Source organism: Solimonas sp. K1W22B-7 (assembly GCF_003428335.1).
Lineage (GTDB): Bacteria > Pseudomonadota > Gammaproteobacteria > Nevskiales > Nevskiaceae > Solimonas_A.
Genome location: NZ_CP031704.1, coordinates 5,066,557 through 5,091,522 on the forward strand (window position 1 = coordinate 5,066,557; position 24,966 = coordinate 5,091,522).

Below are 24,966 nucleotides of genomic sequence, written 5' to 3' on the forward strand. Positions count from 1 at the left end.
TCCCCCACGATCCCAATTGAACAAAGGTTTAACGATGAACGCCCCCCTGCCCACGCCCGTCGTCACCGATGCCCCTGCGCCCTGGGAACTGGTCGGCCGCGGCTACATCGCGATGCTGCGCTTCTCGCCCGACAGCAAGGTGCAGGACAGCTTCCTGCTGCCATCCCTGCTGGGCAAGCGCGGCAAGTCGGCCTATGGCTGGCTGATGTTCGTGGACTACCAGAGTTCGGACGTGGGGCCCTACCACGAGCTGCTGTTCATCCCGGGCAGCTTCCCCTTCGAGGACGGCCAGCGCCACCTGTCGATCAGCCGCATCTTCGTGTCCTCGATGGACAGCGTGGTCAACGGCCAGCGCAACTGGGGCATCCCCAAGGACGTGGCGGACTTCGACGTGCGCTACGGCGACAACGGCCTCGACCGCGTCGCGGTGTCCAGGAACGGCAAGGTCTTCGCCGAACTGGACTTCAAGAGCTATCCGTTCTGGATTCCCTTCCTGGGCGCGCTGATCCCCAAGCGCTTCCGCACCCTGGGTCAGCACCATGAGGGCAAGACCTTCGTCTACACGCCCTCGGCCAGCGGCTGGGTCAAGCCCGCACGGACGATGCGCGCCAAGGCCGACCCGGCTATGTTCCCGAACCTCGGCCGCGCCAGGGCCGTGCTGACCGTGGCGATCCCGCGGTTCCGCATGACCTTCCCGGTTTCCAAGATCATCCAACGCTAAGGTTCTCACGATGAAACGTCCCGCCATCGACTCCGACATGGAGATGTTCCGCGACTCCGCGCGAAAGTTCTTCCAGACCGAAATCCGTCCGCACTCCGAGCGCTGGCGCGAGGCCGGCATCGTCGATCGCGAGGCCTTCACGAAGGCCGGCGAAGCGGGCTACCTGTGCATGTGGGCCGACGAGCAGTACGGCGGCCTGGGCATCAAGGACTTCCGCTACGAGCAGATCCTGATCGAGGAGAACGCGACGCACGGCGACAGCGGCTACTTCATCACCCTGCACAGCCGCCTGGTGGCGCCCTACCTCGAGCACTTCGGCACCGAGGAGCAGAAGCAGCGTCTCTATCCCGGCATCATCAGCGGCGAGAAGATCCTGGCCATCGCCATGACCGAGCCCGACGCCGGTTCCGACCTCGCCGGCATGAAGGCCCGCGCCGAGGACAAGGGCGACCACTTCCTGCTCAACGGCTCCAAGACCTACATCTCCAACGGCATCCTCGCCGACATCGTCATCGTCGCCGCCAAGACCCATCCGGACAATGCGCATGGCGTGACGCTGTTCCTGGTGGAACGCGGCATGGAAGGCTTCGAGCGCGGCCGCATGCTCAAGAAAATGGGCATGAAGTCGCAGGACACCTCCGAGCTGTTCTTCCGCGACGTGAAGGTGCCCAAGGCCAACGTGCTGGGCCAGGTGCATGCCGGCTTCTACCACCTGATGAAGGGCCTGGCCGAGGAGCGCCTGATCGCCGCCTGCGGCAACCTTGCCGGCGCGCGCGCCGCGATGGACGTCACCAAAGAATTCGTGCGCAACCGCAAGGTCTTCGGCAAGCCGCTGTCGAAGATGCAGAACACGCGCTTCAAGCTGGCCGCGCTCGACGCCGAGATCGACATCGCCCAGGTCTACGTCGACCGCTGCGTCGAACAGCACAACCTCGGCAAGCTCGATCCCACCGACGCCTCGCGCGCCAAGCTCTTCACCAGCGAGCTGCAGGGCCGCATGGTCGACGAGGGCGTGCAGCTGCACGGCGGCGCCGGCTACATGGACGAATACCCGATCTGCCGCATGTACCAGGACGAACGCATCCACCGCATCCTCGCCGGCACCTCCGAGATCATGAAGGAAATCATCGCGCGCGCGACGCTCGATTGAGAGGCGCAGGGAACATGGACTACCAGGAAATCCTCTACGCAGTGGATGATGGCGTGGCCGTCGTCCGCTTCAACCGCCCCAAGGTGTACAACGCGATCACCGGCCAGATGCTGGCCGAACTGGACGCCGCGTTCAGCCGCGCCGCTGCCGATGCCGCCGTGCGCGCGATCGTGCTGACCGGCGAGGGCAAGGCCTTCTGCTCGGGCGCCGACCTCGCCGCATCACTGGCGATGACGCCGCGTGACGCGCAGGGCCGCCTGGACCCCGGGCAGGCGCTGGAGGACTACTACAACCCGCTGATCCTGAAGATGCGCGCACTGCCCAAGCCGATCATCTCGGCGGTCAACGGCATTGCCGCCGGCGCCGGCGCCAACCTCGGCCTGATGGCCGACATCACGGTCTGCGCGCGTTCCGCCTACTTCCTGCAGGCCTTCGTCAACATCGGCCTGATCCCCGATGCCGGCGGCACCTGGCTGCTGCCGCGCCTGGTCGGCCAGCAGCGCGCCATGGGCATGGCGATGCTGGGCGAGAAGCTGTCCTCCGAGAAGGCGCTGGCCTGGGGCCTGGTCTGGGACGTGGTGGACGACGAGCAACTGCTGCCGACCGCGATGGCGATCGCGCACAAGCTGGCCAACGGACCGGCCGCGGCGCTGGAGCGCATCAAGCAGGCGGTCTATGCCAGCGATGCGAGCACGCTGCCCGAGTCGCTGCAGCTGGAGCGCAGGCTGCAGGGCGAGTGCGGCCACTACGACGAATTCACCGAAGGCGTGAACGCCTTCCTCGAGAAGCGCAAACCCGTCTACCGTCGCTAGGAGCTTCACCATGGCCATGCCGCAATCCTGGCAGGGACGCGTGCGCGTTCCCGCGATCGCCGCGCCGATGTTCCTGGTGTCGACGCCGAAGCTGGTCACGGCCTGCTGCAAGGCCGGCGTGGTCGGAACCTTCCCGGCGCTGAACCAGCGCAGCACGCAGGGCTTCGTCGCCTGGCTCGACGAACTCGAGGCGACGCTGACGCCGCAGGACGCGCCCTACGGCGTGAACCTGGTGGTGCACAAGACCAACCCGCGCCTGCAGGCCGACCTCGCCGAAGTGGTGAAGCACAAGGTACCGCTGGTGATCACCTCGCTGGGCGCCGCCGCCGAGGTGGTGGACGCGGTGCACAGCTACGGCGGCCTGGTGTTCCACGACATCATCAGCCTGCGCCATGCCGAGAAGGCCGCGCAGGCCGGCGTCGACGGCCTGATCCCGGTGGCAGCGGGCGCCGGCGGCCATGCCGGCACGCTCAATCCCTTCGCGATGATCCCGGAGATCCGCTCGATCTTCAGCGGCTACATCGCGCTGTCCGGCTGCATCGGCAACGGCGCCGGCATCGCCGCAGCGCTGGCCCTGGGCGCCGACTTCGGTTACCTCGGCACGCGCTTCATCGGCACGCAGGAAGCCGAGGCGCCGGAAGCCTACAAGCAGATGCTGCTCGACAGCCGCGCCGCCGACATCGTCTACACCCCGGCGATCAGCGGCGTACCGGCCAACTTCCTGCGCCCCTCGATCCTGAAGGCCGGCCTGGACCCGGAAAACCTCAAGCCCAAGACCGAACTCGACTTCGGCACCGAGCTGTCGGCCGGCAAGGCCTGGAAGGACATCTGGTCGGCGGGGCAAGGCACCGGTGCCATCACCGACCTGCCGCCGGCGCGCGAGCTCTGCGAGCGGCTGGTGGCGGAGTATCGCGAGACCTGTGCGCGGCTGGGCCGCTCGGCCTGACGAGCGCTTTCGTGGGAGCGACGCAAGTCGCGATCTGTTGCTTTGCGCTGCAGGCGAAAAGATCACGACTTGCGTCGCTCCCACATCAGCAAGCTTTATCCAGCCGTCTGTCCCCCATCCACCGGAAACGCCACCCCCGTCACCTTCTTCGCCTCATCCGACGCCAGGAAGGCCACCGCGGCCGCGACATCCTCCGGCTCCAGCAAGGCACCGCCGTCCAGCTTCGACGCATTGCGCATCAGCAGGGCCACGTCCACACCCGCCGGGAATCCACCCGCCAGCATCGGCGTCTTGACCCCGGTGGGACAGACCGCATTCACGCGCACCCCGGCGGCGGCGAACTCCAGCGCCAGCGACTTGGTCAGCGCGATCACGCCGGCCTTGGAAGCGCCGTAGGCCGTGTTGTAGGGAATCCCCACCATGCCGCCGGCCGAGGCCATGTTGACGATATTGCCGCGGCTGGCCACCAGCAGCGGCATCGCCGCGCGGCAGAGGTGGAACACCGCGCTGAGGTTGATCGCGATCACGCGATCCCAGCGCGCCTCGTCGAACTCCGCCAGCGGCGCCCAGTCGAGCACGCCGGCGATGTTGCAGAGCAGGTCCAGCCGCCCGCCCTCGGTCGCCTGGGCCACCAGCGCGCGGCAGGACGCCGGGTCGGCGGCGTCGAAGGCAATGCAGCGCGAGGGCCCCGCGAGTTCCGCCGCCACTGCCTGCACCCCGGCGAGATTCACGTCCGCCAGCACCAGCACGGCACCCTCGGCGGACAGCCGCTGCGCCGTGGCGCGGCCGATACCCGAGGCGGCGCCGGTGACCAGCACGATCCTGTCGCGGAAGCGCATCAGCCCTTCTCCTGTGGGACGGGAAGCAGCAAATGGCGGCTGAGGTCACCCATCAGCTCCGGCTGCATGCGGCGCTCGGCGAAGTACCAGCCGCCCTCGTCGCGCGCGAAACGATCCTGGTAGCGCCCGGCGATGATCGCCTGCAGCGGAAAGTCCTCCAGCGCCTGGAACACCGTGAAGCGCAGGCGCGCCTGCGCCGAACGGCCGCCCGCATCGACGTCGATGCAGACATTGCCCATCAGGTGCTGCGTACGCGGCGTGCCGCAGGCGTAGCGCCGCGTGTAGCTCTCGTACATGCCCTGTACCGCCGCGGCGCCGGCAACGGCATTGCCGCCGGCAACGATCCGGCCCCGCTCGAACAGCTGCCCGACGCCAGCAAAGTCGCCGGCATCGATCAACTCGGCATAGCGGTACAAAAGGCGCTCTATGGCGCGATGGTCGTCCAAGGGCTCTCCTCCACAGGGCCTGTCAACGCTAGCAACTGCCGCCGCGGGCCGCCAGCCGCCCCTCCATGGAGGGGTATTGCGGTCACCGCCACCGGCCTACGCTGCTCGCGCCTTCTCCGGGGCTCCGCTACTGTGAGGCTCCCGGATCGCCCCCGACTCCCGAGCGCATGCGCCTGCCCTTCGCCCTGTTCAACTACCAGGCCTACTCGCCGCAGCTCGCCACCGAGCTGCTGGCGCTGGGCTGGGGCAGCCTACGTCCCTGGCTGTCGCCGCTGGCGGTAGGCGTGGTCGCGGCGCTGTGCTGGGCGGTGGTCGACCACTCCCTGCTGCTGTCCTGGCTGGCCTTCAGCGCCGTCAACGGCGCACTGGGACTGCTGCTGCGGCGACGCTACCAGCAGATCTCCGTCATGGCCCTGCAGGAACTGCGCATCGGCGAGTGGCTGGCGTTGCTGCACGGCGGCGTGCTGCTGGGCGCGATCTGGGGGGCGCTGGGCCTGCTGCTGGTGCCGGGCCTGGCCAACCACAACCTGATGATCGTGATGATCTACATGGCCGTCAGCGTGTCCGCCGCCTCGATCGCCTCGTTCGGCCTGGCACACGTGCTGTCGGCCTCCGCCGTATCGCTGGGCCTGCTGCTGCCGCCGCTGCACCACACCTTTCCCGGCCACTGGGGCCAGCTGGCGGTGATGTTCCTCTTCTTTCACGCCACCATCATCCAGGCCGTGCTGGTGCGCCACCACGGCAATGCGCGCAACCTGATGCTGGAGCAGGAAAAGGACCGCCTGCTGGAACAGCAGCGCAGCGCCGCCGAGAGCGCGCAGCGCGCCAACCGCGAAAAGTCCGCCTTCCTCGCCGCCGCCAGCCACGACCTGCGCCAGCCGCTGCACGCGCTGATGCTGACCAGCCATGCGCTGCGCATGCGCGTCCCCGAGGGCGAGAGCCGCGACCTGGTCGACCGCGTGCTGGAGGCGGGCCAGGCACTGTCCGACCAGTTCAACGGCCTGATGGACCTGTCCAAGCTCGAGGGCGGCGCCTACAGGCTCAACCAGCAACCGACCCCGCTGATGGAGCTGCTGCCGCGCGCCATCGCCTCGCATCGCCAGATCGCGGAGCACAAGGGCCTGCGGTTGCGGCTGAAGGTCGACCGCCGCCTGCAGCGGCGCGCGCTGGACACCGACCCGACGCTGCTCGGACGCGCCATCCACAACCTGCTCGACAACGCCATCAAGTTTTCGCCGGCCGGCCGCGGCGTGCTGCTGTCCGCGCGCCTGCGCCGGGGCGGCGTCGAACTGGCGGTGCAGGACCAGGGCATCGGCATCGCCGCGGCGGAGGTCGGGCAGGTGTTCAAGCCCTACGTGCAGCTGCACAACCCGACACGCGACCGCAGCCAGGGCATCGGCCTGGGCCTGAGCATCGTGCAGGAGGCCGCCAACCTGCTGGGAGCGCGGCTGCGCCTGCACTCGCAACCGGGCCGCGGCAGCCGCTTCTCGCTGGACTTGCCCGAGGCGGCGCTGATCGCCCTGCCCGCGCGCGGCGCCACCGCTGCGCCGGTGGCCGATGCTGCGCCGGTGCTGCGCCTGCGCGACCGTCACCTGCTGCTGGTGGAGGACGACCCGATGGCCGCTGCAGCGCTGCAGACCTGGGCCGGAGACTGGGGCCTGCGCATCAGCCACCGCAGCAATCCGGCCGACGTCGAGGAGGCACTGCAGCCGGACCTGATCCTCTGCGACGTGCGCCTGCCCGGCGAGCGCGACGGCATCGACTGGCTCACCGACTGGCTGGCGCAGTGGCCGGAGGCGCGCGGCCTGCTGCTGTCCGGCGAACTGGCCGCGGAAACCCACCAGCGCGCCGAGCAGGAGGGCCTGCTGCTGCTGACCAAGCCGGTGCCGCCGGACCTGCTGCTTCGGACCCTGGCGGGGATGGCGCCATGACCCCGGCCCTGTTCAACCCCTCCACGGAGGGGTACTCGGCGCGGATGCCGGCGCGTCTAATTTCACGACCCTCCGCAGGCCGCCTTCCGTTCCCCATGCCCGATGGCTTCGACTCCGCCGGCTACTCCGCCACCGAGATCGCGGCCCTGCGCGCCGCCTTCGAGGACGTGCGGGCACGGCTGCCGGCGCTGTATCGCGGTTTCTGGTGCCGCAGCGAGATCCCGCTGGGCGCCGCGGGGATCTTTCGCGTCTATGGCGAAGACGGCCTGCCGGTCCTGCAGATCGAGCGGACCATGGCTGGCTTCTACCGCAGCGTCGGCCTGGCGCGCGGGAGGCGCGTGGTCTACGCCGCCCGCTGCCCTTCGATCGGCGCGGCGATCCGCGCCGCCGGCCTGTAGGCTCCGCCCATGCACCTGCTGATCGTCGACGACCACCCCATGACCTGCGCCGGCCTGCGCAGCCTGCTGCAGGCCTGCTACCCGCAGGCCCGTATCGACACCCTGCATCATCTCGAGGGCGAAGCCCTGCAGGGGCGCTGGGACTACCTGTTCCTGGACATGCACCTGCCGGGCCTGCGCTTCGACGAGGCACTGGACCGCCTGGCGTCGCGGCTGGCAAAGGTGATCCTGATCTCCGCCGCGCCGGAGCCGGAAGCGGTAGACCTGGCACGGCGGCGCGGCGTCTGCGGCCTGCTGCTGAAGAACGCCGACGTCGATCACCTGCTGGAGGGCTTCCGCCGCATCCAGGCCGGCGAGAAAGTGTTCGTCGATGCCGACGAAATGATCGGCCTGCGGGCGCCGCCCCAGGAGGCGCTGACCGAGCGCCAGCGGCATGTCTACGAAGCCCTGCTGGGCGGCTTCTCCAACAAGCAGATCGCCCGCACCCTGAGCATCAGCGAATACACGGTGAAGGAACACGTCACCGCGATCCTGACGATCTTCGGCGTGCGCAACCGGCTGGAACTGGTGCTGCGGCAGCAGAAGTCGCCGGTCGTCTAGGTCTGTCGCGTCAACGACCGGTTTGGAATGGTGGCCGCCCGCGAAGACGATAAAACTCCGGTAACTTTGCGGGGAGCAGGGTCGCCATCCATGGCGGGACTTCAGTGTCCCGATTGATCCCCTGCCCATGTTTGGCTTACTTCAGCATGACATCGAGTCATGCTTCAGCCGGGCCAAACATTCCATGGCCGGGCGTTCGGACGAATAAATCTCCTTTGGAGATTTATTCGTCCTCACCCATCCCCAGTTCCTTGATCTTGCGGGACAGCGTGTTGCGCCCCCAGCCCAGGCGGCGCGCCGCTTCCTGGCGCTGGCCACGGGTGGCGGTCAGCGCGGCTTCGATCATCACGCGCTCGAACATCGGCGTGGCCTCGCCCAGCAGGTCGTCCTTGCCGGACGACAGGGCGGCATCGGCCCATTGCCGCAGTTCATGGTCCCAGGCCCCGGAGGGATCGCTCACGGACAGCGGCGGCGGGGCGGGCACCGCGGCGGTCACGGCCGGAGCCGGAGCCGGAGCCACCGGCGCCATCGCAGCCACCGGTGCCGGTGCTGCAGCCGGAGCCGGCGCAGCGACATAGGCCGCCGGGCGCACCTCGGGCGGCAGGTCCTGCAGGTGGATGTCCTGGCCTGGCGCCATCACCGTCAGCCAGCGGCAGATGTTCTCGAGCTGGCGCACGTTGCCGGGCCAGTCGAAGTTCTTGAGACGCTCGACCACCTCCGGCCGCAGGCGCTTGGCCTCGGCTTTCATCTCCTCGGCGGCACGGGCCAGGAAGTGGCGCGCCAGCTGCGGCACGTCCTCCGGGCGTTCGCGCAGCGCCGGGATGCGCACGCGAATGACATTGAGGCGGTGGTAGAGGTCCTCGCGGAAGCGGCCGTCCTTCACCAGCGTTTCCAGCGCCTGGTGGGTGGCGGCCACCACGCGCACGTCGACGCGGATCGGGGCGACACCGCCGACGCGGTAGAACTCGCCGTTCTGCAGCACGCGCAGCAGGCGCGTCTGCAGGTCGGCCGGCATGTCGCCGATTTCATCCAGGAACAGCGTGCCGCCATCGGCCTGCTCGAAGCGGCCCTTGCGCTGCGTCGCCGCGCCGGTGAAGGAGCCGCGCTCGTGTCCGAAGAACTCGGACTCCAGCAGGTCCTTGGGGATCGCCGCGGTATTGATGGCGATGAACGGCTTGGACGCGCGCGGGCTGTTGACGTGCAGGGCACGGGCCACCAGCTCCTTGCCGGTGCCGGACTCGCCGGTGACCAGCACGGTGATGTTGGACTGGCTCAGGCGGCCGATGGCGCGGAACACGTCCTGCATCGCCGGCGCCTCGCCGATGATGTCGGCGCTGGATTCCGCCACCGAGGGTTCCACCGCCACTTCCACCTGGCGCGCGGCGCGGCGCACCAGCGAGGCGACGCCGTCGACGTCGAAGGGCTTGGGCAGGTATTCGAAGGCGCCGCCCTTGTAGCTGGCCACGGCGGCGTCGAGATCGGAATGCGCGGTCATGATGATGACCGGCAGGTCCGGCTTGGAGCGGTGCACGCGCTCCATCAGCTCCAGGCCGTTGACGCCCGGCATGCGGATGTCGGAGATCAGCACGTCGGGGGTGTCGTCGTTGAGCGCGTCGAGCAGCTCGGCGGCGCCGGGATAGCTCTCCACGTTCATGCCTTCGCGCGCCAGCGAGCGCTCCAGCACCCAGCGGATCGACTCGTCGTCGTCCACCACCCAGACGCGCAGCGTGGCGGTCATGAGGTGACTCCGCGGCGAAGGAGCCGCTGCGGGTGGCGGGGGGATACGGAGTTCATGTCGATTCCAGGGGCAGGTACAGGGAGAACACGGTGCAGCCCGGGCGGCTCTTGCATTCGATCAGTCCGCCATGGGCATGGATCAAATACTGAGCAATCGGCAGGCCAAGTCCGGTGCCTTCGGCCCGGGTGGTGATCATCGGGTAGAAAATTTTCTCCAGCATGGTCGGCGCGATGCCGGGACCGTCGTCCTCGATGTCGACCTGGACCACCAGCTTTCGGCGCACGGCGGCGATGGTGAACTGGCGCCGCGTGCGCGTGCGCAGGGTGATGGTGCCTTCGCCGCCGATCGCCTGCATGGCGTTGCGGACGATGTTCAGCACCGACTGGATCATCTGCTCGCGGTCGGCGCTGATCTCGGGGATGCTGGGGTCGTAGTCGCGCAGGAACACCACCTCGCCGGAGGACTCGGCCTGCACCAGCTGGCGCACGTGCTCCAGCACCTCGTGGATGTTGAGCCAGTCCTTCTGCGGCAGGCGGTTGGGGCCCAGCATGCGGTTGACCAGGTTCTGCAGGCGGTCGACCTCGCGGATGATCACGCGGGTGTACTCGCGGTGCTCGGAGTCGGGGAACTCCCGCTCCAGCAGCTGCGCCGCGCCGCGGATGCCGCCCAGCGGGTTCTTGATCTCGTGGGCCATGCCGCGGATCAGCTCGCGGCTGGCCTGGTGCTGCGCCAGGATCAGTTCGTCGCGCGAGATCCGCAGGTGGCGGTCCAGCGCCAGCACCTCCATCAGCAGGCCGGGCTTGCGGCCGAGGATGAAGGGGGTGACGGTGCAATCGACGGTGACCGGCTCCTCGCCGGGCCGCTGCAGGCGCAGCTCGCGCTCGATGAAGCCGGTGGCGTTTTCCAGCGACTTGCGCAGCCGCGGCGCATGCGGCCCCAGGTGCGGGATCGCCTCCGACAAAGGTGCACCAATTGCGTGCTTGCGCGAAATGCCGAACAGGTTTTCACAAGCCGAGTTCAGCGAGGTGACGCAAAGCTGCTCGTCCAGGCCGATCACGGCCGTCGTAAGGCCATCGAGCACGTCTTCTGGACGGACCGACGAGCTGCGGGGAATGAATTTCATGCGCGGAATACAGCAAGAGTCGCGCCAAAAGGCTGCAGCCCCAGACTAGCGCAGTCGGGGCTGATTTGCACCAATTTGGTGCGTTATCGAGGGGCGGGACGCGGGGCGGCGACCGGCGCCTTCACTGTCGGCTGGCGCAGGTTGACCGCCACGGCGGCCGAACGGGTCACCTCCGCGCCAGTCTTGTCGATCAGGGCGACCACGATGCTGTGCTGGCCGCGGGCCAGGCCCGACAGGGTGGCGCTGGTGGTTGTCCGGGGCTCGCCGTTGGCCTGGTCATCGGCGTAGTAGACCAGGGTATAGCCGTCCGGCAGGTCCGGCGTGACCACCACCGTCACCGCCAGGTTGCCGCTGGCGTCGCGGTTGGTCTGGTCGGGTTCCGGCGAGGTGATGCGCAGTTCGTACTTGATCGGCGCCACCTCGGCTGCCCCCGGGGTCGAGGGGGTCGGCGCACTGAGGCCCCCCATCGGCGCCGGCGAATAGGTGTGCAGCGGCGGCAGGTTGGCCGGCTTGGCGTTCTTGCTGGGCGGCTTGTCGGTGTAGTGGACGATGCCCTTTTCGTCGGTGTACTTGTAGACGTCCGCCGCCGTGACCGGCAGGGACAGGAACAGGGCGATCGCGAGGATGATATTGCGCATGGCGGGAGGGTAGCGCCGCCGGCCCGGCGGGTCTAGCGGGGGCCGCCCAGTTGCCGCAGCAAGGCCTCGCTGGCGGCGTCGGCCGGGTAGAAGCTTTCCACGCGCAGTTCGTCGGTGGTGATGTCCTGCGGCGTGCCGAAGGTGGTCAGCATCGAGAACAGCTTGAGGCTCACCGGCCCGACGCGGAACTCGGTGGGCAGCACCGGCAGCGGCAGCGGGTGCACCTCCTGCACGCGCCAGCGCGCCGGGATGCCCGGGTAGGACAGCACCTCGTCCAGCACCGCCTGCACCTCCGGGTGCTCCAGCGCCTCGCGCGCGGTGCGCGCCAGCAGCTGCGAGCCGATCTCGGCGAAGTTGGCGATGTAGGGCTGCAGGCCCTGCGGGTGGAAGGTCAGCTTCAGCACGTTGCGCGGGCCGTCGCCGCAGACGCGCTTGTAGATCTCGTCGAGATCGCCGAGCAGGCCGAACACGCGGCCCACCGACTCGTTGACCATGAACAGGTTCCAGGCGCGGTCCACCACCACCGCCGGGTAGGGCTCGTGGTGCCTGATCAGCCGCTCCAGCGCCTGGCGCACCGGCCCCATGTCGACGGTCTCGAGCTTGCGCTGCGGGAACACGCCGGCATAGCCGGCCGACTGCAGCAGGCGGTTGCGCTCGCGCAGCGGCAGGTCCAGGGCCTGGGCCAGCTGCAGCACCATCTCGCGGCTGGGCCGGGCGCGGCCCGACTCCAGGAAGCTCAGATGACGCTGCGAGACCTCGGCCTCCACGGCCAGGTCCAGCTGCGACAGGCGGCGCCCGCGGCGGCAGTCGCGCAGCAGGTTGGGAAAGGCGACGACATTGGCGAGATCTCCAGCCATATAGCTTTCTCCGGCAACGCCCTGCGAGGTCCGCGGGGGCCGCCATGCCTCCTGCTGAGCGGTTCAGGCTCCAGTCTCCGCCAGGGCCCGCGGTGGTTCAATTACCCCGGAAGTAATAGACCAGATTCAGGGTGGAGCGGCGGTCCAGCGCTGCACGCCGCTGTCGCCGACCGTCAGCACCTCGCCGCGCCAGGCCAGCAGATGGCTGAAAGCACCCAGCTCCGGACCGGTGCCCGGTGTCGCGGAGGCACCGGCACGACGCCAGGCCTGGGTTTCGACCCGCCCGGCCGGGTCCAGCATCTCCAGGAAGGCATTGAGCCCGGCCAGGCCGACGCGGCCGCCCGGCATCGCCGCCAGGCCGAACACCGATTGCACGCTGCCGGTGTCCAGCCGCTGCCAGGGGCCGGTGCCGACTGCGTCGCTGCGGAAGGCATGGCCGCGCAGGCCGGCGACCACCGCCCCCGAAGGGCCCGACGCGAGCACCGCGAACAGCGAACTCTCGTAGGGCGAGGCCAGGCGCTCCCAGCTGGTGCCGGCGTCGCGCGACAAGGCCATCATGCCCTCCTCGCCGACCAGCAGCAGCGCGCCGTCGCCGAGCCGCGCCAGGGCATTGAAATGCAGGCCCTCCTGCGTCAGCGGCAGCTCCAGCCGGCGCCAGTGCGCGCCGCCGTCGCGGGTTTCCAGCATCAGGCCGTAGGCGCCGACCGCCAGGCCGTGGCTTGCGTCGAGGAACAGCACGTCCAGCAGGGCCAGGTTCAGCTCCGGCTGGGAGTTCTGCAGCTGCCAGCTGCGGCCGCCGTCGCCGCTGTGCAGGATGCTGGCGTCATGGCCCACCGCCCAGCCCTGGCGGGCATCGACGAAGAACACCGAGGTCAGCAGCACGTCGACCGGCGCCGGCACCTGGGTCCAGGCGCTGCCGTCGTCGGAGCGCAGGATGTGGCCGCGCGCGCCGACCGCGACCAGGCTGTCGCCGGCCGGCACGACGCGCGTCAGCAGGCGGTGTTGCGACATCGGCGCCGCTTCGGCGGCGCGCGGCTTCGGCGCCTCGGCGGCAACAGCCGCCAGGGCGCAGGCCAGCACGGCGGTGAACAGGATCGGACGAAGCATGGCGATTCCTCAAAACTGGTACTTGACGAAGAAGCCGAGGTTGTCGCGATCGGCGTAGAGGTTGTTGCGGCCGCCACCGAAGAAGGTGTTGTAGGCGATGGTGAAGGCCATCGACTTCTCGTAGCGCGTCTCCAGCAGGAAGTTGAGCGACTTGCGCCCCTCGACGAAGTTGCCCGCCGGCCCCGGCGAGTTGCCCCCGATGTCCTGCTGCCAGATGAACAGCGGCTGCACACTGATGCCTGGCAGCACCGACTCGTAGCTGATGCGGCCGACCACGCGGTAGCCCCAGGAGAAGGCGTCGGCGTAGGCGCTGCGCGGTGCCTGGAAGGGATTGAAGCGCAGGCCGTCGGGGCCGATCGAGCAGGCCGGGTTGGTCGAGCAGGCCAGGCGCGAGCCGTCGGCACCGCTGCCGTTGGCGCCGGCGCTGGCGTGCGTGGTGGCGGTCATCGGCCCTTCGATCTGCAGGCGGTCGAAGTCCGGCAGGTTGAGCACGTGCGTCGCCGCCAGTTCGTAGAGCAGGATCACCTGGTCGGCACCGATCCAGTTCTCCGAGGCGCCCAGCACCTGGGTGGCACCGATGTTGTACTGCGCGACCTTGCCCGGCACCCAGCCCTGGATGTAGCTGTTCGGCGCGTTCTCGCCGACCACGCCGCCGCGATAGGGAATGATGAAGTTCGGGAACGAGCGGGCCGAACCCGGCGCGGCGCCGACGATCAGGTTGACCGCGTCCGGGTAGGGATTGTTGCCGTTGGCATCGACAAAGTTGTTCTGGTCATAGATGACGTACTGGCCCTGCTCGTTGAAGCCGATGCCGGCGCTGGCGCCGGCGCAGCCCAGCGCCGCGTCGTGGCAGCGCGTCAGCGTGGGGCCGAAGGAGGCGAAGGCCAGGTCGATCAGCGCCACCTGCAGCGGCACGTTCGGCCGGTACGACACCTCGCCCTGGAACGACAGGTCGCCGGCGGTGGTGGTGAAGCTGAAGCCGTACATCTGCAGGTCTTCCGGGTACTCGACCTGGATCCTGGCGGTATCCAGCGGCACGGCATCGCTCTGCGGACCGGCGCGCGGGATCAGCAGGCTGGTCAGGCCGCCCAGGGCGGTGCCCAGGTCCAGGCCCAGGCCGATGTCGCCGAGGATGCCCGGCCGCTGCAGTGCCAGCGCGCCGATGTCGCCCAGGACACGCGTGGAGGCCCTGGGGTTCGCCACCGGCAGGTTCGGGCAGGCCTCCAGGAACTCCAGCGTATTGGTGGCGTCGATGCCCATCGCGTTGCCTTCGCGGCGCGCGCAGCTGGCATCGGTCGAGTAGAAGCTGACGTAGGGCAGCTTCGAGTGGTAGTTCATGAAGTACAGGCCCAGCTCAGTGCCGTCGTTGAGCCAGTCGGCGTAGTACTTCAGCGACACGCCCCACTGGCCCTGGTCGCGGGCCTCCCTGTCCTTCTCGCGGTCCAGTGTCAGCGTCGTCGGCGTGATCAGCGCCAGCGGACTGTTGAGCTGGAAGCCGACGTGGTCGGGATCGTCGGCCGAGCCGCCGAAGGCAGCGTTGACCGAACTGCGCAGGTTGTCGGTGCCGATGTCGACGAAGGACATGTAGCTGCCCGGCGTCGGAATCTCGACCGGCTGCCATTCGAACTGGTAGTAGCCCTCGATGCTGACGCCGCCGGCGATCTCGGTGCTGGCGCGGATCATGCCGACCGGCACGAACAGTTCTTCCAGCAGGCCGAAGCCGAGGCGGTAAAGGCTGTTGGCATTGACCGGCTGCGCCTGGTTGACGCTGTTGATCACCGCCACCGTGCTCTGCCCCCAGTTCACGGTCTGGCGGCCGACGCGGAAGATCAGCTCGCGCTCGCCTTCGAGGTAGGGCACGACACCGTAGAAGTTGGCGTCGAGCAGGTCGTAGCGCATGCCGATTTCGCGCGCCTCGTCCTCGGCGCGTTCCGGGCGCACGTGGCCGCCCGGGCCGTAGCTGCGGGCGAAGTAGCGGTTGGCGACGTTGTTGTCGCCGACGATGCCGACCTGCTGGTAGTTCTCCGCGGTGATCTTGTTGGGGTAGTTCTCCTTGAACCCGCGGTAGTTGAGATCGTCGTAGATGCCCATGCCACGGAAGAAGAAGCCGTAGTTGCCGAACTTGATGTTCAGATCCTGCGACAGCTTGAGCGGCGCCTGGGTGATGTCGCCCTTGTCGTAGTTGAGGTTGCCGTCGTCGAAGTTCATCGACGCCATGCCCGGCGCCTCGAACAGATGCTGCGCCGGGTAGCTCTGCGCGCGATGCACGCCCTGGCAGGACTGGTAGGCCCCGCTGCAGACGTCCGGGTCGAGGTTGGACTTGCCGACGAGATCGTCGGAGCGCTCCTCGATGCGCCAGGAGGCGCCCAGGGTGACGGTGTTGTTCAGCACCGCGTTGAACGGCGTGTCGCCAAGGCTGAAATTGAACTCTGCCGCCTGCGCCGCCACGGGCGCGACGGCACAGGCGGCGAGCAGGGCTGCTCTTGCCGGATTGATGGGCATCTTCGTGATCTCCTGCACGGACGCTTGTTTGTGTTCCGTCGGGCGGTGGCGCCAGGCGCCACCGCCCGACGGATGCCTTACTTGGACGTGCGCTTCTGCACCGTCTCGGCCTCGAAGGTGCTGTCGCTGAAGGACACCGTCGCGTCGTAGGGCTGGTCTTCGTTGATCATCGCGGTGACGAAGTAGCGGCCGGAATTGAGGTGATAGATCACCTCGGGCTGCGTGGTCGCCGCCAGGATGTTGAAGTACGGCACCAGGTGACCCTCCTGGAACTGCATCAGCTTGCCCTGCTGGTCGTAGTCGTCGATGGCGACGATGTTCCAGCTGTCCTCGTCCAGGTAGATGCGGCGCTTCTTGAAGGTGTGGCGCTGGTCGGGCTTGTTGTCGGCCTCGACGATCCAGACACGGTGCAGCTCGTAGCGCGGCAGGTCCTGGTTGATGTGGTTGGGGCGCGCGATGTCGGCATACTTGGTCTTGTTGCCGGCGATGCGGTAGGAGTTGTACGGGATGTACATCTCGCGCTTGCCGACCAGCTTCCAGGTGAAGCGCTCCAGCACACCGTTGTACATGTCCACCTGGTCGTAGAACTGGTGGCCGTCGGTGCCCTCGTAGGGGTTGTCGCAGCACACCGCCGGCGCGCGGCGGATGCGCTTGAGCACCGGCGCATACAGCCAGGCGGCGCGGCCCTCGGTGCCGAAACCCGCCTTCTCGTGCACCAGGATGAAGGTGCCGGCGATGCGCGGCGGCGAGATCGTCTCCGACAGGTAGCGCAGGAAATCGGTGCCGGGCTTGAGTTCCGGCGGCGTCGCGTTGCCGGTGTTGGCGTAATAGAACTTCACGTCCTCGACGATCTTGGTCAGCGTGAACTTGCCGTCCTGCTGCACGATCATCTGGTTGTTGTAGCGGCGCAGCGCATCGCCGCGCCATTTCACGCGATGGTTCCAGATCGGCTCGGCACCGGAGCGCGGGATCGGAAACGGAAAGCCGACGAAGGCGCCGCGCGGGTTGTCGACGCCTTCCAGCTCGGCACGGGTGGCGTTCTTGACCGTCTCCGCCAGCACCTTCTCCGGGAAATTCACCTTGCGGTGGCTGGGATAGACCTTGAGCCTGTAGCTGGCCGGGAAGCGCTTGAGCAGTTCCTTGTGGCCCTCGGTCAGCTTGTCGGCGTACTGGCCCTGGTTCTTGACGTCGATCGTGAACAGCGGCTTGTCGTTCTCGATCGCCGGATCGGAGGGGAACTGCCCCTTCAGGGCGCCGGACTGCTTCGCCGGCGTCCAGGCCGGAATGGTGCCGTCCTTGTTGCCGGCACGCTCGGCGCCGACCGGCGTCAGTTCCTTGCCCAGCCTGGCCGCATCCTCGGCGGAGACCTTGGCCAGCGCCACCGAGGGCAGCGCGGCCGTCAGCGCCAGGATGGCGAGCATTCGCATCTTCATTTGCATCTCTCCTCTGTCACATCACTGGAAATGGATTCAGGCCGCGGTCGATCCGGCGGCAGCCGCCTGCGGCACGGCGGCGTCTTCGGAGGCAGGGCGCAGCAGGAAGGCGGCGAAAGCCGGCAGCAGCACCACGGCTGCCACGGCATTGGCGACGAACATCATGGTCAGCAGGATTCCCATGTCGACCTGGAACTGCAGGCCCGAGAACAGCCAGGTGCAGACCGTCGCCGCCAGCGTCAGCGCGGTGAAGATCACCGCCTTGCCGGTCTGGTGCAGCGTGTTCTCGTAGGCCTGCCGCAGCGACATGCGCTTCTGCAGCACGTTCTCCTCGAGCACGCTGTAGATGTAGATGCCGTAGTCGACGCCGATGCCGGCGGCGAAGGCCGCGACCGCGAGGTTGGAGATCTTGATGCCGATCTGCAGGTAGACCATCACGGCGTAGGACGCCACGTGCACCAGCGCCAGCGGCACCAGCACGCAGACCAGGCCGGCGAGGCTGCGGAACGAAGCCAGCACGCAGACGCCGATGCCGACGAACAGCCACAGCAGCACCGAGAACTCGGTGTCCTTGATGACGTCGTTGGCGGCGGCCATCACGCCGACGTTGCCGGTGGCCAGGCGGAATTTCACCGGCGCGTCCGGCGGCAGCTCGGCGATGAACTTGTCCACCGCGGCGACGATGCCGTCGATGGTCTCGGCCTTGTGGTCGCGGGTGAAGACCAGCACCGGCATGGCGCTGCAATCCTCGTTGAGCAGGCCGGTGGAGCTGGGGAAGGGCTGCACCGTGATCACCAGGGCGCCGCTTTCGCGCGGCAGCGTGTTGAACTTGGGGTTCGACTCGCTGTAGCTGTTGAACACCTTCTGCTGCAGCTTGGGCAGGGACAGCGTCGACTGCACGCCCGGCGTGTTCTCCATGCGCCAGGCGAAACGGTCCATCAGCGACACGATGGCATGGTCGATGCAGCCGTCGGTCTTGCCCTCGGCCACCACCTTGAGCACGTCGACGCCGATGGAGAAGTCGCGCACCACCGCCGCCGAGTCCAGGTTGTAGCGCGAATCCGGGCGCAGCTCCGGCACGCCGGCGTGCAGCTCGCCGATCTTGAGATCGCGCGCCACCCACTCGCCCCAGCCCCACAGCGCCGCCGCAAGCACCAGCACCGCCGCCGCAACCGGGCGCTGGGTCAGGCTGGCCAGCAGACGCCAGACCGGTGCGAACTGGCGGTCGCGCCGCTGCTGGTGCTCACGGAACTTCACCGGGTCCTTGATCGAGGCGAAGGTCAGCAGGCAGGGCAGCAGCATCTTCTTGCACAGCACGATCGCCATCAGGCCGAGCATGGCGTTGATCGCCATCTCGCGGATGATGTCGATCGGGATCAGCAGGATGGTGCCGAAGCCGATGAAGTTCGTCGCCAGCGCCGAAAGGCCGGGAATGACCAGGCGGCGATAGGTTGCCTTCGCCGCTTCCAGTGGCGGCAGGCCGTTGTCGGCGACCTCGTTGAGCCAGAAGCTGGTGATCTGGATGCCGTGCGAGGTGCTGATCGCCAGCACGATGAAGGGCATCAGCACCGCGAAGGGGTCCAGCGCCAGGCCGACCATGTGCAGCAGGCCCAGCTCCCAGATCACCGCCAGCACGCCGCAGGCCAGCGGCAGCAGCGCCACCTGCGGCGAGCCGCAGTAGCGCCACAGCAGCAGCCACACCAGCAGCACGGTCAGGCCGAAGAAACTGAATACCTCGATGGCGCTGTCGGCGATGTCGCCCACCGCCTTGGTGAAGCCGATGATGTGCACCTCGATGCCCGGGTTGTAGTCCGGGTTGGCGAGTTCCTTCACCTCCAGCTGGTAGCCTCGGAAGCTCCGCGTCTCGCCGGACTCGCCCGGCACGGCATCGACCTTGCGCAGCGCGAACGTCAGGCCGCGCGGATCGGCGTAGGCCGTACGCAGCAGCTCGCCGGCCTTCAGCGGCGGCGCGTCGTGCTTCAGGCGGTACTCGTAGAGCTTGGGGCTGGTGAAGCGGCCGCGCACCTCCTCCAGCCGGTGGGCGGTGTCGATGTAGTCGAGCTTCACGCCCGTGACGGGATCTCGTTCCAGCAGCTCGGAGAACACCATGGCGCCGCCATGGTCGTTGGCCACCAGGCGCCCGACGATGCCGGCCTTGTCGACGTTGCCGCGCACGCGCTGCAGCGCCTCGGCGCTCGGCTGGAAATCCGCCGGCACGACGTTGCCGCCGGCGAAGCCGCCTTCCACCACCTCGAGGTAGCGCACGTCGGGCGTGAAGATCGAACTGACGCGGGCGCGGTCCATGCCCGGCGTGAAATACACCGCGTCGGTCAGCGCGCGCAGCGTGCGCATGAAGGCGGCGTTGTAGATGTCGCCTTGCTTCTGCCGCAGCGCCACCAGCGTGACGTTGGCGCCGCCGAATTCCTTCTGGTACTGCTTGTAGACGCCGATGTAGGGGTGCCCCAGCGGCAACTGCTTGTCGAAGCCGGTCTCGACGCGCAGGTGCGTCGCCTGCCAGCCGAGGAACACGGTGATGATCGCCAGCACCGCCAGCGTCAGGCGGCGGCGGCTGAAGATCAGCGGTTCGGTCAGGCGGACGAAGGCCTGCGCGAATGCGCTACGTGAATCGTGCATGGGGTTCCCTCGATGATGGTCGGTGGGCAGTCGCGTGGCGCCGCCCGGGCGCGCTCAGAGCGCTGCGAAATCCTGCTTGTCGCGCACCGCGCAATGCGGACAACTCCAGTCCTGGGGCAGCCGCGCCCAGGGCGTGCCCGGCGGGAAGCCTTCCGGCGGATAGCCGAGCGTGTCGTCGTAGATGAAGCTGCAGTTGGGGCACTGGTGCCGCGCCGCCGTCACCACGGCCTGCGGGGACGCGCCGCTGGCGCCGAGGATCGGCGGGCCACGGTCGCGGTCCGCGACGGCGCGCCCCATCCACTTCGCCAGCAGCTGCCAGCGCCGTGAAGGCTGCAGGTTGGCGCGCGTCAGGTCACCGCGATGGTGGGCGACGACGCGGGGATCCATCAGGCGGAACCACAGCGGCGGGAAGTAGGCCACCAGCACCATCGAGGCATACCCGGAGGGCAGCTGCGGACTGTCCTCGAAATGCCGCAGGGCCTGGTAGCGCCGCGTGGGATTGGCGTGATGGTCGGAATGCCGCTGCAGCTGGTACAGCAGCAGGTTGGTCATGACGTGGTTGCTGTTCCAGGAATGGCGCGGCTGGCAGCGCTCCACCCGGCCGTTGGCATCACGCAGGCGCAGCAGGCCGTAGTGCTCCAGGTAGTTCACCACTTCGAGCAGCGCGGCGCCGTAGGCGGCCTGTACCAGCAGGAACAGCAGGGCCCAGGGGCCCAGCCAGGCGGTGATCGCTCCGAACAGGACCACCGTCATGCCCCAGGCCTGCAGGTTCTCGTTGCCGGCCGACCAGGCACGCTGGCCGCTGCGCTGCAGGCGCGCCGCCTCGATGCGCCAGGCCGAGCGGATGCTGCCGATCACGGTGCGCGGCAGGAAGGCCCAGAAGCTCTCGCCCATGCGCGCGCTGGCCGGATCCTCTGCCGTGGCCACGTTCTTGTGGTGGCCCTTGTTGTGCTCGATGCAGAAGTGGCCGTAGGCCACCGGCGCCAGCGTGAACTTCGCCAGCCAGCGCTCCAGCGCATGGGTCTTGTGCCCGAGTTCGTGCGCGGTGTTGATGCCGACGCCGTTGGCCATGCCGGCGGTGACCACCAGGCCCAGCAGCTCCCACCAGGCCAGGCCGCCGTGGACCGCGAGCCAGGCCCCGAGGATCGTCGCGGCGTACTGGCTGGGGATGTAGGCGTAGACGATGCGGCGGTAGTAGCGGTCCTGTTCCAGCGCGCCGACCGCCGACTCGGGCGCATTGACCGGGTCGGTGCCGATGACCCAGTCCAGCAGCGGCACCAGGCCGTAGAACACCAGCGGCATCAGCCACAGCAGCAGGCCGCTGCCGCCCAGCAGCACGCCCAGCACCGAGGCCACGCCGAGCAGCGGCAGCGCCGGGCTCAGCAGCCACCACCAGCGCTTGCCGTCGCGCCAGGCGCCGGTTTCTCCCATCGTCGATCGCAGGGTATTCATTTTTATGACTTCCTCCAGACGGCGTGCATGCTGCGCCCCACCCACCCCCTGTTCTTGTCTTTTTACGCCATGTTGTTGTCATAATGAGACAGACCCTTTCTACTACGGAACCATGGCGAAGCAGGAATTGCGGGTGCCGGCGCGCTACTACATGCGCCTCCAGGAGGTGCTCGGGCGCCAGGGCATCGACATGCGCGACCTGCTGCGCGGACTGTCGCTGCCGCTGGCGGCGCTGGAGGAGCCCGATGCCACGCTGTATTTCTCGCAGGTCGAACAGCTGATCGCGCGTGCGGTGCAGGCCTACGGCCGCAGCGATCTCGGCTTCGAGCTGGGCAAGCTGCTCACGGTCAGCGCGCACAGCATCGTCGGCTTCGGCATGCTCAGCAGTCCGACGGCGGAGCACGCCCTGCATTTCGTGGCGCGCTACTTCCGCCTGGTGATGCCGAGCTTCCGCATGCGCTACGCCAGCGGGCCGGATCACGGCGAGCTGCTGTTCACGCCGACGGTGGCGATGGGCCACCAGTGCCTGTCCTTCCATCTGGAAACCATCGCGATGGCGGCGCTGCGCGACGTGCAGGACATGGTCGGCTCGCGCCCGCCCTGCCGCATCTACCTGTCGATCGCCGAGCCGCCGCACCTGCAGCGCTACACCCGGCTGCGCGACGTGCAGTGCTTCTTCGGTGTCGACCGCGGCCCCAGCGTGCGGCTGCTGTTCAACTGCGACTTCCGCAGCTTTTCCATGTCCACGGCGGACACCAACGCGCTCAAGGTGGCGGAAGAACGCTGCCGTGAACTGGCGCGGCAGGTCGCGGGCGTGCGCCAGTTCGCCGACTGGGTGGCGATGACGCTGCGCGAGGTCGGCGACGGCGTGCCCTCGCTGGCGGAACTGGCCGGCGCGCTCAACCTGTCCACGCGCACGCTGAACCGCTATCTCGAGCGCGAGGGCACCAGCTACCGCGAGCTGGCCGGGCGCATCCAGCACGAACTGGCCTGCGAGCGGCTCGCCGCCGGCACGCTCAGCATCACCGAGATCGCCTATTCGCTGGGCTTCCGCGACACCGCCAACTTCACCCGCGCCTTCCGCAGCCGCGCCGGCTGCAGCCCGCGCGACTATCGCGCCGGGCTGGCCGGCAAGACGGACTCATTACCTGCGCGGTAATTGAGACGCCGCCGCCGCGGCCCGAAGCTGCAGCCTCCCAAGCCTGTCCAAGGAGACTGCAGATGAACCTCAACACCGTCCTGCTGATGGCCGTGTTCGCCGCCTTCGGCGTACTGAGCCTGATCGCGCTCGCCGAGCACGGCTATGTCGGCCTGTTCCTCTACCAGTTCCAGACCACCGCCGGCTGGCAGGTACTGGCCGATCTGGTCGTGGCCTGCCTGGTCGGTGTCATCTGGATGGTCGGCGACGCCCGCCGCAATGGCCGCCAGGCCTGGCCCTACATCCTGATGACCGTGGCGCTGGGCTCCTTCGGCCTGCTGGCCTACCTGCTGGTCGGCCAGTTCAGCGGCGCCAAGGAACGGCATGCGCTGGCCTGAAGCCCTGGTCCCGCTCGCGCTGGTGGCGGCAGGGCTGATTCACCTGCCGCCGCTGGCCGGGCTGCTGTCGTCCGCCCGGCTCGAGGCGCTGTACGGCATCCCGGTACGCGAGCCGGCGCTGGAACTGCTGCTGCGCCACCGCGCCCTGCTGTTCGGCCTGCTCGCCGCGCTGCTGTTCGCCGGTGCCTTCCGCCGCGAACTGCAGATACCGGCGATCATCGCCGCGCTGGCCAGCATGGGCGGCTTCCTGCTGCTCGCCGCGCAGTCGCCCGAACTGGCGGCACCGCTGCGACGCATCGCGCTCGCCGATCTCGCCGCTACACTGCTGTTGCTCGCCGCGCTGGCCCTGCGCGCCTGGGCCCCTCAAGGAGACACTGCTTGATCAAGGCAACCCCGCTGCAGCTGCGCTGCGCCGACGGCACCCTGCTGGCGGCGCGCGAGTACGCCGGCGGCGAGGCCGGCGCAGTCGTGATCTCGGCCGCGCTGGGCGTGCCGCAGGGCTTCTATGCGGCCCATGCCGCCTGGCTTGCCAGCCTGGGCTATCACGTCATCAGCTTCGACAACCGCGGCTTCGGCGATTCCGCCAAAGGCGGCCCGATCGATCTCGCCGACTGGGGCCGGCAGGACCTGGAAGCGTTGCTGCGGCACGCGCGCTCGATCAATCCGTATCACTTCCTGGTCGGCCACAGCATCGGCTGCCAGTTGCCCGGCCTGGCGCCCTCCAGCCAGCACTTGAGCGGCGCCGTGTTCGTCGCCGGCACCGCGCCCAACCTGCGCTACTACCCCTGGAGCCAGCGCCCGGCGCTGGCCCTGCTGTGGTACGGCCTGGTGCCCTGGTTCACGCGCGGCCGCGACAGCGTGGCGCAGTCGAAGCTCGGTCTCGGCAAGGGCCCGGTGCTGCCCTCGGGCGCCGCCGCCGGCTGGGCGCGCTGGGCACGTTCGCACGACTACCTGTTCTCGCCGGAGCATGGCCTGGACCTGTCCGGCTACGCGCAGGTCCGCGCGCCGATCCTGGCCTGGAACTTCGCCGACGACACCTACGCGCCGAAAGCAGCCTCCGAAGCGCTGCTGCGCCACTACCCCGCCGCCGCGATCACGCGCCGCGGCAGCGAAGCGCAGGGCAGCGTCGGCCACTTCGGCTACTTCCGCGAAGCACATCGCGACACCCTCTGGCGCGCCACCGCCGACTGGCTGGCGCAACAATCCCCCAACCAACAGGAACGCGCCCGTGCCTGACCACGACACGCTTTATCGCTCGCTGCCGGTACAGGACCTGCGCCTGGCCGACGCCACCCTGCCCTACCGCTGCCACGGCACCGGCCCCGACCTGCTGCTGGTGCACGGCTTTCCCCTGTCGGGCTACACCTGGCGCAAGGTCCTGCCCGCGCTGGCCGAGCGCCACCGCTGCCACATCATCGACCTCGCCGGCCTCGGCGGCTCGGTCTGGGACGAGAAAACCGACTTCAGCTTCGAAGGCCACGCACGGCGCCTGAAGGCGCTGGTGGATCATCTCGGCCTGCAGCGCTACGACCTGCTGTCGCAGGACACCGGCGCCACCATCACGCGCTGCCTGGCGCTGATGGACCCCGCGCGGGCACGGCGCCAGGTGATGATCAACACCGAGATTCCCGGCCACCGTCCACCGTGGATCGTCGAGTACCAATACCTGATGCGCCTGCCGTTCACGCCGGCGGTGTTCCGCCTGCTGCTGAAGTCGCGCGCCTTCCAGCGCTCGGCCATGGCCTTCGGCGGCTGCTTCGACGATCTCGACCTGATCGACGGCGACTTCCACCGCGAGTTCATCGCGCCCTGCGTCAGCGAGCCGCGGCGCATCGAGGGCTTGCGCGACTACCTGATCGGCGCCAACTGGCCGACCGTGGATGCCTTCGCCACGCGCCACGCCGAATTCCATGAACCGGTGCTGCTGCTCTGGGGCGAAGACGACCCGACCTTCCCGCTGCCGCGAGCCAGGGCGATGCTGCCGCAGTTCCGCGACGCGCGGATGGTGACGATTCCGCGCGCGAAATTGTTGCCGCAGGAGGAGAAGCCGGGCGAAGTGGCGAAAGCCGTGCTGGAATTCCTGTCGGGTTGAGGCGACGCAGA

General features: G+C 68.5%; 23 protein-coding genes. 12 read left to right on the forward strand and 11 right to left on the reverse strand.

Annotated features, from left to right (window positions below):
- Window positions 1–34: 34 nt before the first annotated feature.
- From D0B54_RS22680 to D0B54_RS22695, 4 genes are read left to right on the forward strand one after another with little or no spacing between them, the layout of a single operon-like run.
- Entirely contained in the window at window positions 35–721 is a 687-nt protein-coding gene (locus tag D0B54_RS22680; RefSeq protein ID WP_117294433.1) for an acetoacetate decarboxylase family protein, read from the forward strand.
- Between the two features lie 10 nt (window positions 722–731).
- Entirely contained in the window at window positions 732–1,871 is a 1,140-nt protein-coding gene (locus tag D0B54_RS22685) for an acyl-CoA dehydrogenase family protein (RefSeq protein WP_117294435.1), read from the forward strand.
- A 14-nt stretch (window positions 1,872–1,885) separates the two neighbouring features.
- Complete coding sequence (locus D0B54_RS22690; RefSeq protein ID WP_117294437.1) at window positions 1,886–2,683, forward strand: enoyl-CoA hydratase-related protein; 798 nt, start codon at window positions 1,886–1,888, stop codon at window positions 2,681–2,683.
- Window positions 2,684–2,693: 10 nt separating this feature from the next.
- Window positions 2,694–3,629: an NAD(P)H-dependent flavin oxidoreductase gene (locus D0B54_RS22695; protein WP_117294439.1), complete on the forward strand. Its 936-nt coding sequence runs from the start codon at window positions 2,694–2,696 to the stop codon at window positions 3,627–3,629.
- Between the two features lie 95 nt (window positions 3,630–3,724).
- Here the strand turns inward: D0B54_RS22695 and D0B54_RS22700 are convergent, their stop codons facing one another.
- Entirely contained in the window at window positions 3,725–4,468 is a 744-nt protein-coding gene (locus tag D0B54_RS22700; RefSeq protein ID WP_117294441.1) for an SDR family NAD(P)-dependent oxidoreductase, read from the reverse strand.
- A complete protein-coding gene (locus D0B54_RS22705; protein WP_117294443.1) occupies window positions 4,468–4,914 on the reverse strand; it encodes a nuclear transport factor 2 family protein in 447 nt (148 codons plus the stop codon). Before D0B54_RS22705 ends, D0B54_RS22700 begins: the two co-directional genes overlap by 1 nt.
- A gap of 167 nt (window positions 4,915–5,081) precedes the next feature.
- On the opposite strand from D0B54_RS22705, the gene D0B54_RS22710 reads away from it, so the two are divergent.
- From D0B54_RS22710 to D0B54_RS22720, 3 genes are all read left to right on the forward strand, one after another.
- Window positions 5,082–6,845 (forward strand): ATP-binding response regulator, encoded by a 1,764-nt coding sequence (locus D0B54_RS22710; RefSeq protein WP_162932640.1) that lies wholly within the window; start codon window positions 5,082–5,084, stop codon window positions 6,843–6,845.
- A gap of 95 nt (window positions 6,846–6,940) precedes the next feature.
- The gene (locus tag D0B54_RS22715; RefSeq protein WP_117294447.1) at window positions 6,941–7,243 is read left to right on the forward strand and encodes a hypothetical protein; all 303 of its coding nucleotides are present in this window, start codon (window positions 6,941–6,943) and stop codon (window positions 7,241–7,243) included.
- A gap of 9 nt (window positions 7,244–7,252) precedes the next feature.
- Window positions 7,253–7,843, forward strand: a complete 591-nt coding sequence (locus D0B54_RS22720; protein ID WP_117294450.1) for a LuxR C-terminal-related transcriptional regulator — start codon at window positions 7,253–7,255, stop codon at window positions 7,841–7,843.
- A gap of 223 nt (window positions 7,844–8,066) precedes the next feature.
- Here the strand turns inward: D0B54_RS22720 and ntrC are convergent, their stop codons facing one another.
- The 9 genes from ntrC to D0B54_RS25110 form a co-directional block, all read right to left on the reverse strand.
- Window positions 8,067–9,581, reverse strand: coding sequence for a nitrogen regulation protein NR(I) (gene ntrC / locus D0B54_RS22725; protein ID WP_117294462.1), 1,515 nt, complete (start codon window positions 9,579–9,581; stop codon window positions 8,067–8,069).
- A gap of 52 nt (window positions 9,582–9,633) precedes the next feature.
- On the reverse strand, window positions 9,634–10,704 hold the full coding sequence (gene glnL, locus D0B54_RS22730; RefSeq protein ID WP_117294464.1) for a nitrogen regulation protein NR(II): 1,071 nt from the start codon (window positions 10,702–10,704) through the stop codon (window positions 9,634–9,636).
- Between the two features lie 83 nt (window positions 10,705–10,787).
- On the reverse strand, window positions 10,788–11,342 hold the full coding sequence (locus tag D0B54_RS22735; protein WP_117294466.1) for a DUF4124 domain-containing protein: 555 nt from the start codon (window positions 11,340–11,342) through the stop codon (window positions 10,788–10,790).
- Window positions 11,343–11,374: 32 nt separating this feature from the next.
- Entirely contained in the window at window positions 11,375–12,199 is an 825-nt protein-coding gene (locus D0B54_RS22740) for a helix-turn-helix domain-containing protein (RefSeq protein WP_117294468.1), read from the reverse strand.
- A gap of 126 nt (window positions 12,200–12,325) precedes the next feature.
- Window positions 12,326–13,306, reverse strand: a complete 981-nt coding sequence (locus D0B54_RS22745; RefSeq protein ID WP_117294469.1) for a YCF48-related protein — start codon at window positions 13,304–13,306, stop codon at window positions 12,326–12,328.
- Window positions 13,307–13,315: 9 nt separating this feature from the next.
- Window positions 13,316–15,808 (reverse strand): DUF1302 domain-containing protein, encoded by a 2,493-nt coding sequence (locus D0B54_RS22750; RefSeq protein ID WP_117294471.1) that lies wholly within the window; start codon window positions 15,806–15,808, stop codon window positions 13,316–13,318.
- Window positions 15,809–15,885: 77 nt separating this feature from the next.
- Complete coding sequence (locus tag D0B54_RS22755) at window positions 15,886–17,241, reverse strand: DUF1329 domain-containing protein (protein WP_117294473.1); 1,356 nt, start codon at window positions 17,239–17,241, stop codon at window positions 15,886–15,888.
- A 36-nt stretch (window positions 17,242–17,277) separates the two neighbouring features.
- On the reverse strand, window positions 17,278–19,875 hold the full coding sequence (locus D0B54_RS22760) for an efflux RND transporter permease subunit (RefSeq protein WP_117294475.1): 2,598 nt from the start codon (window positions 19,873–19,875) through the stop codon (window positions 17,278–17,280).
- A 54-nt stretch (window positions 19,876–19,929) separates the two neighbouring features.
- The gene (locus D0B54_RS25110) at window positions 19,930–21,327 is read right to left on the reverse strand and encodes a fatty acid desaturase (protein ID WP_117294477.1); all 1,398 of its coding nucleotides are present in this window, start codon (window positions 21,325–21,327) and stop codon (window positions 19,930–19,932) included.
- Between the two features lie 112 nt (window positions 21,328–21,439).
- On the opposite strand from D0B54_RS25110, the gene D0B54_RS22770 reads away from it, so the two are divergent.
- From D0B54_RS22770 to D0B54_RS22790, 5 genes are all read left to right on the forward strand, one after another.
- A complete protein-coding gene (locus tag D0B54_RS22770) occupies window positions 21,440–22,486 on the forward strand; it encodes an AraC family transcriptional regulator (RefSeq protein WP_117294479.1) in 1,047 nt (348 codons plus the stop codon).
- A gap of 62 nt (window positions 22,487–22,548) precedes the next feature.
- Entirely contained in the window at window positions 22,549–22,863 is a 315-nt protein-coding gene (locus D0B54_RS22775) for a DUF2834 domain-containing protein (RefSeq protein ID WP_117294481.1), read from the forward strand.
- Window positions 22,850–23,245 carry a hypothetical protein gene (locus D0B54_RS22780; RefSeq protein WP_205527216.1) on the forward strand — a complete coding sequence of 132 codons (396 nt, stop codon included), beginning with the start codon at window positions 22,850–22,852 and terminating at the stop codon, window positions 23,243–23,245. The genes D0B54_RS22775 and D0B54_RS22780 overlap by 14 nt, the downstream gene beginning before the upstream one ends.
- Complete coding sequence (locus D0B54_RS22785; protein ID WP_162932641.1) at window positions 23,242–24,099, forward strand: alpha/beta hydrolase family protein; 858 nt, start codon at window positions 23,242–23,244, stop codon at window positions 24,097–24,099. The genes D0B54_RS22780 and D0B54_RS22785 overlap by 4 nt, the downstream gene beginning before the upstream one ends.
- Window positions 24,092–24,955, forward strand: a complete 864-nt coding sequence (locus D0B54_RS22790) for an alpha/beta fold hydrolase (RefSeq protein WP_162932642.1) — start codon at window positions 24,092–24,094, stop codon at window positions 24,953–24,955. The genes D0B54_RS22785 and D0B54_RS22790 overlap by 8 nt, the downstream gene beginning before the upstream one ends.
- The last annotated feature ends 11 nt before the right edge of the window (window positions 24,956–24,966 follow it).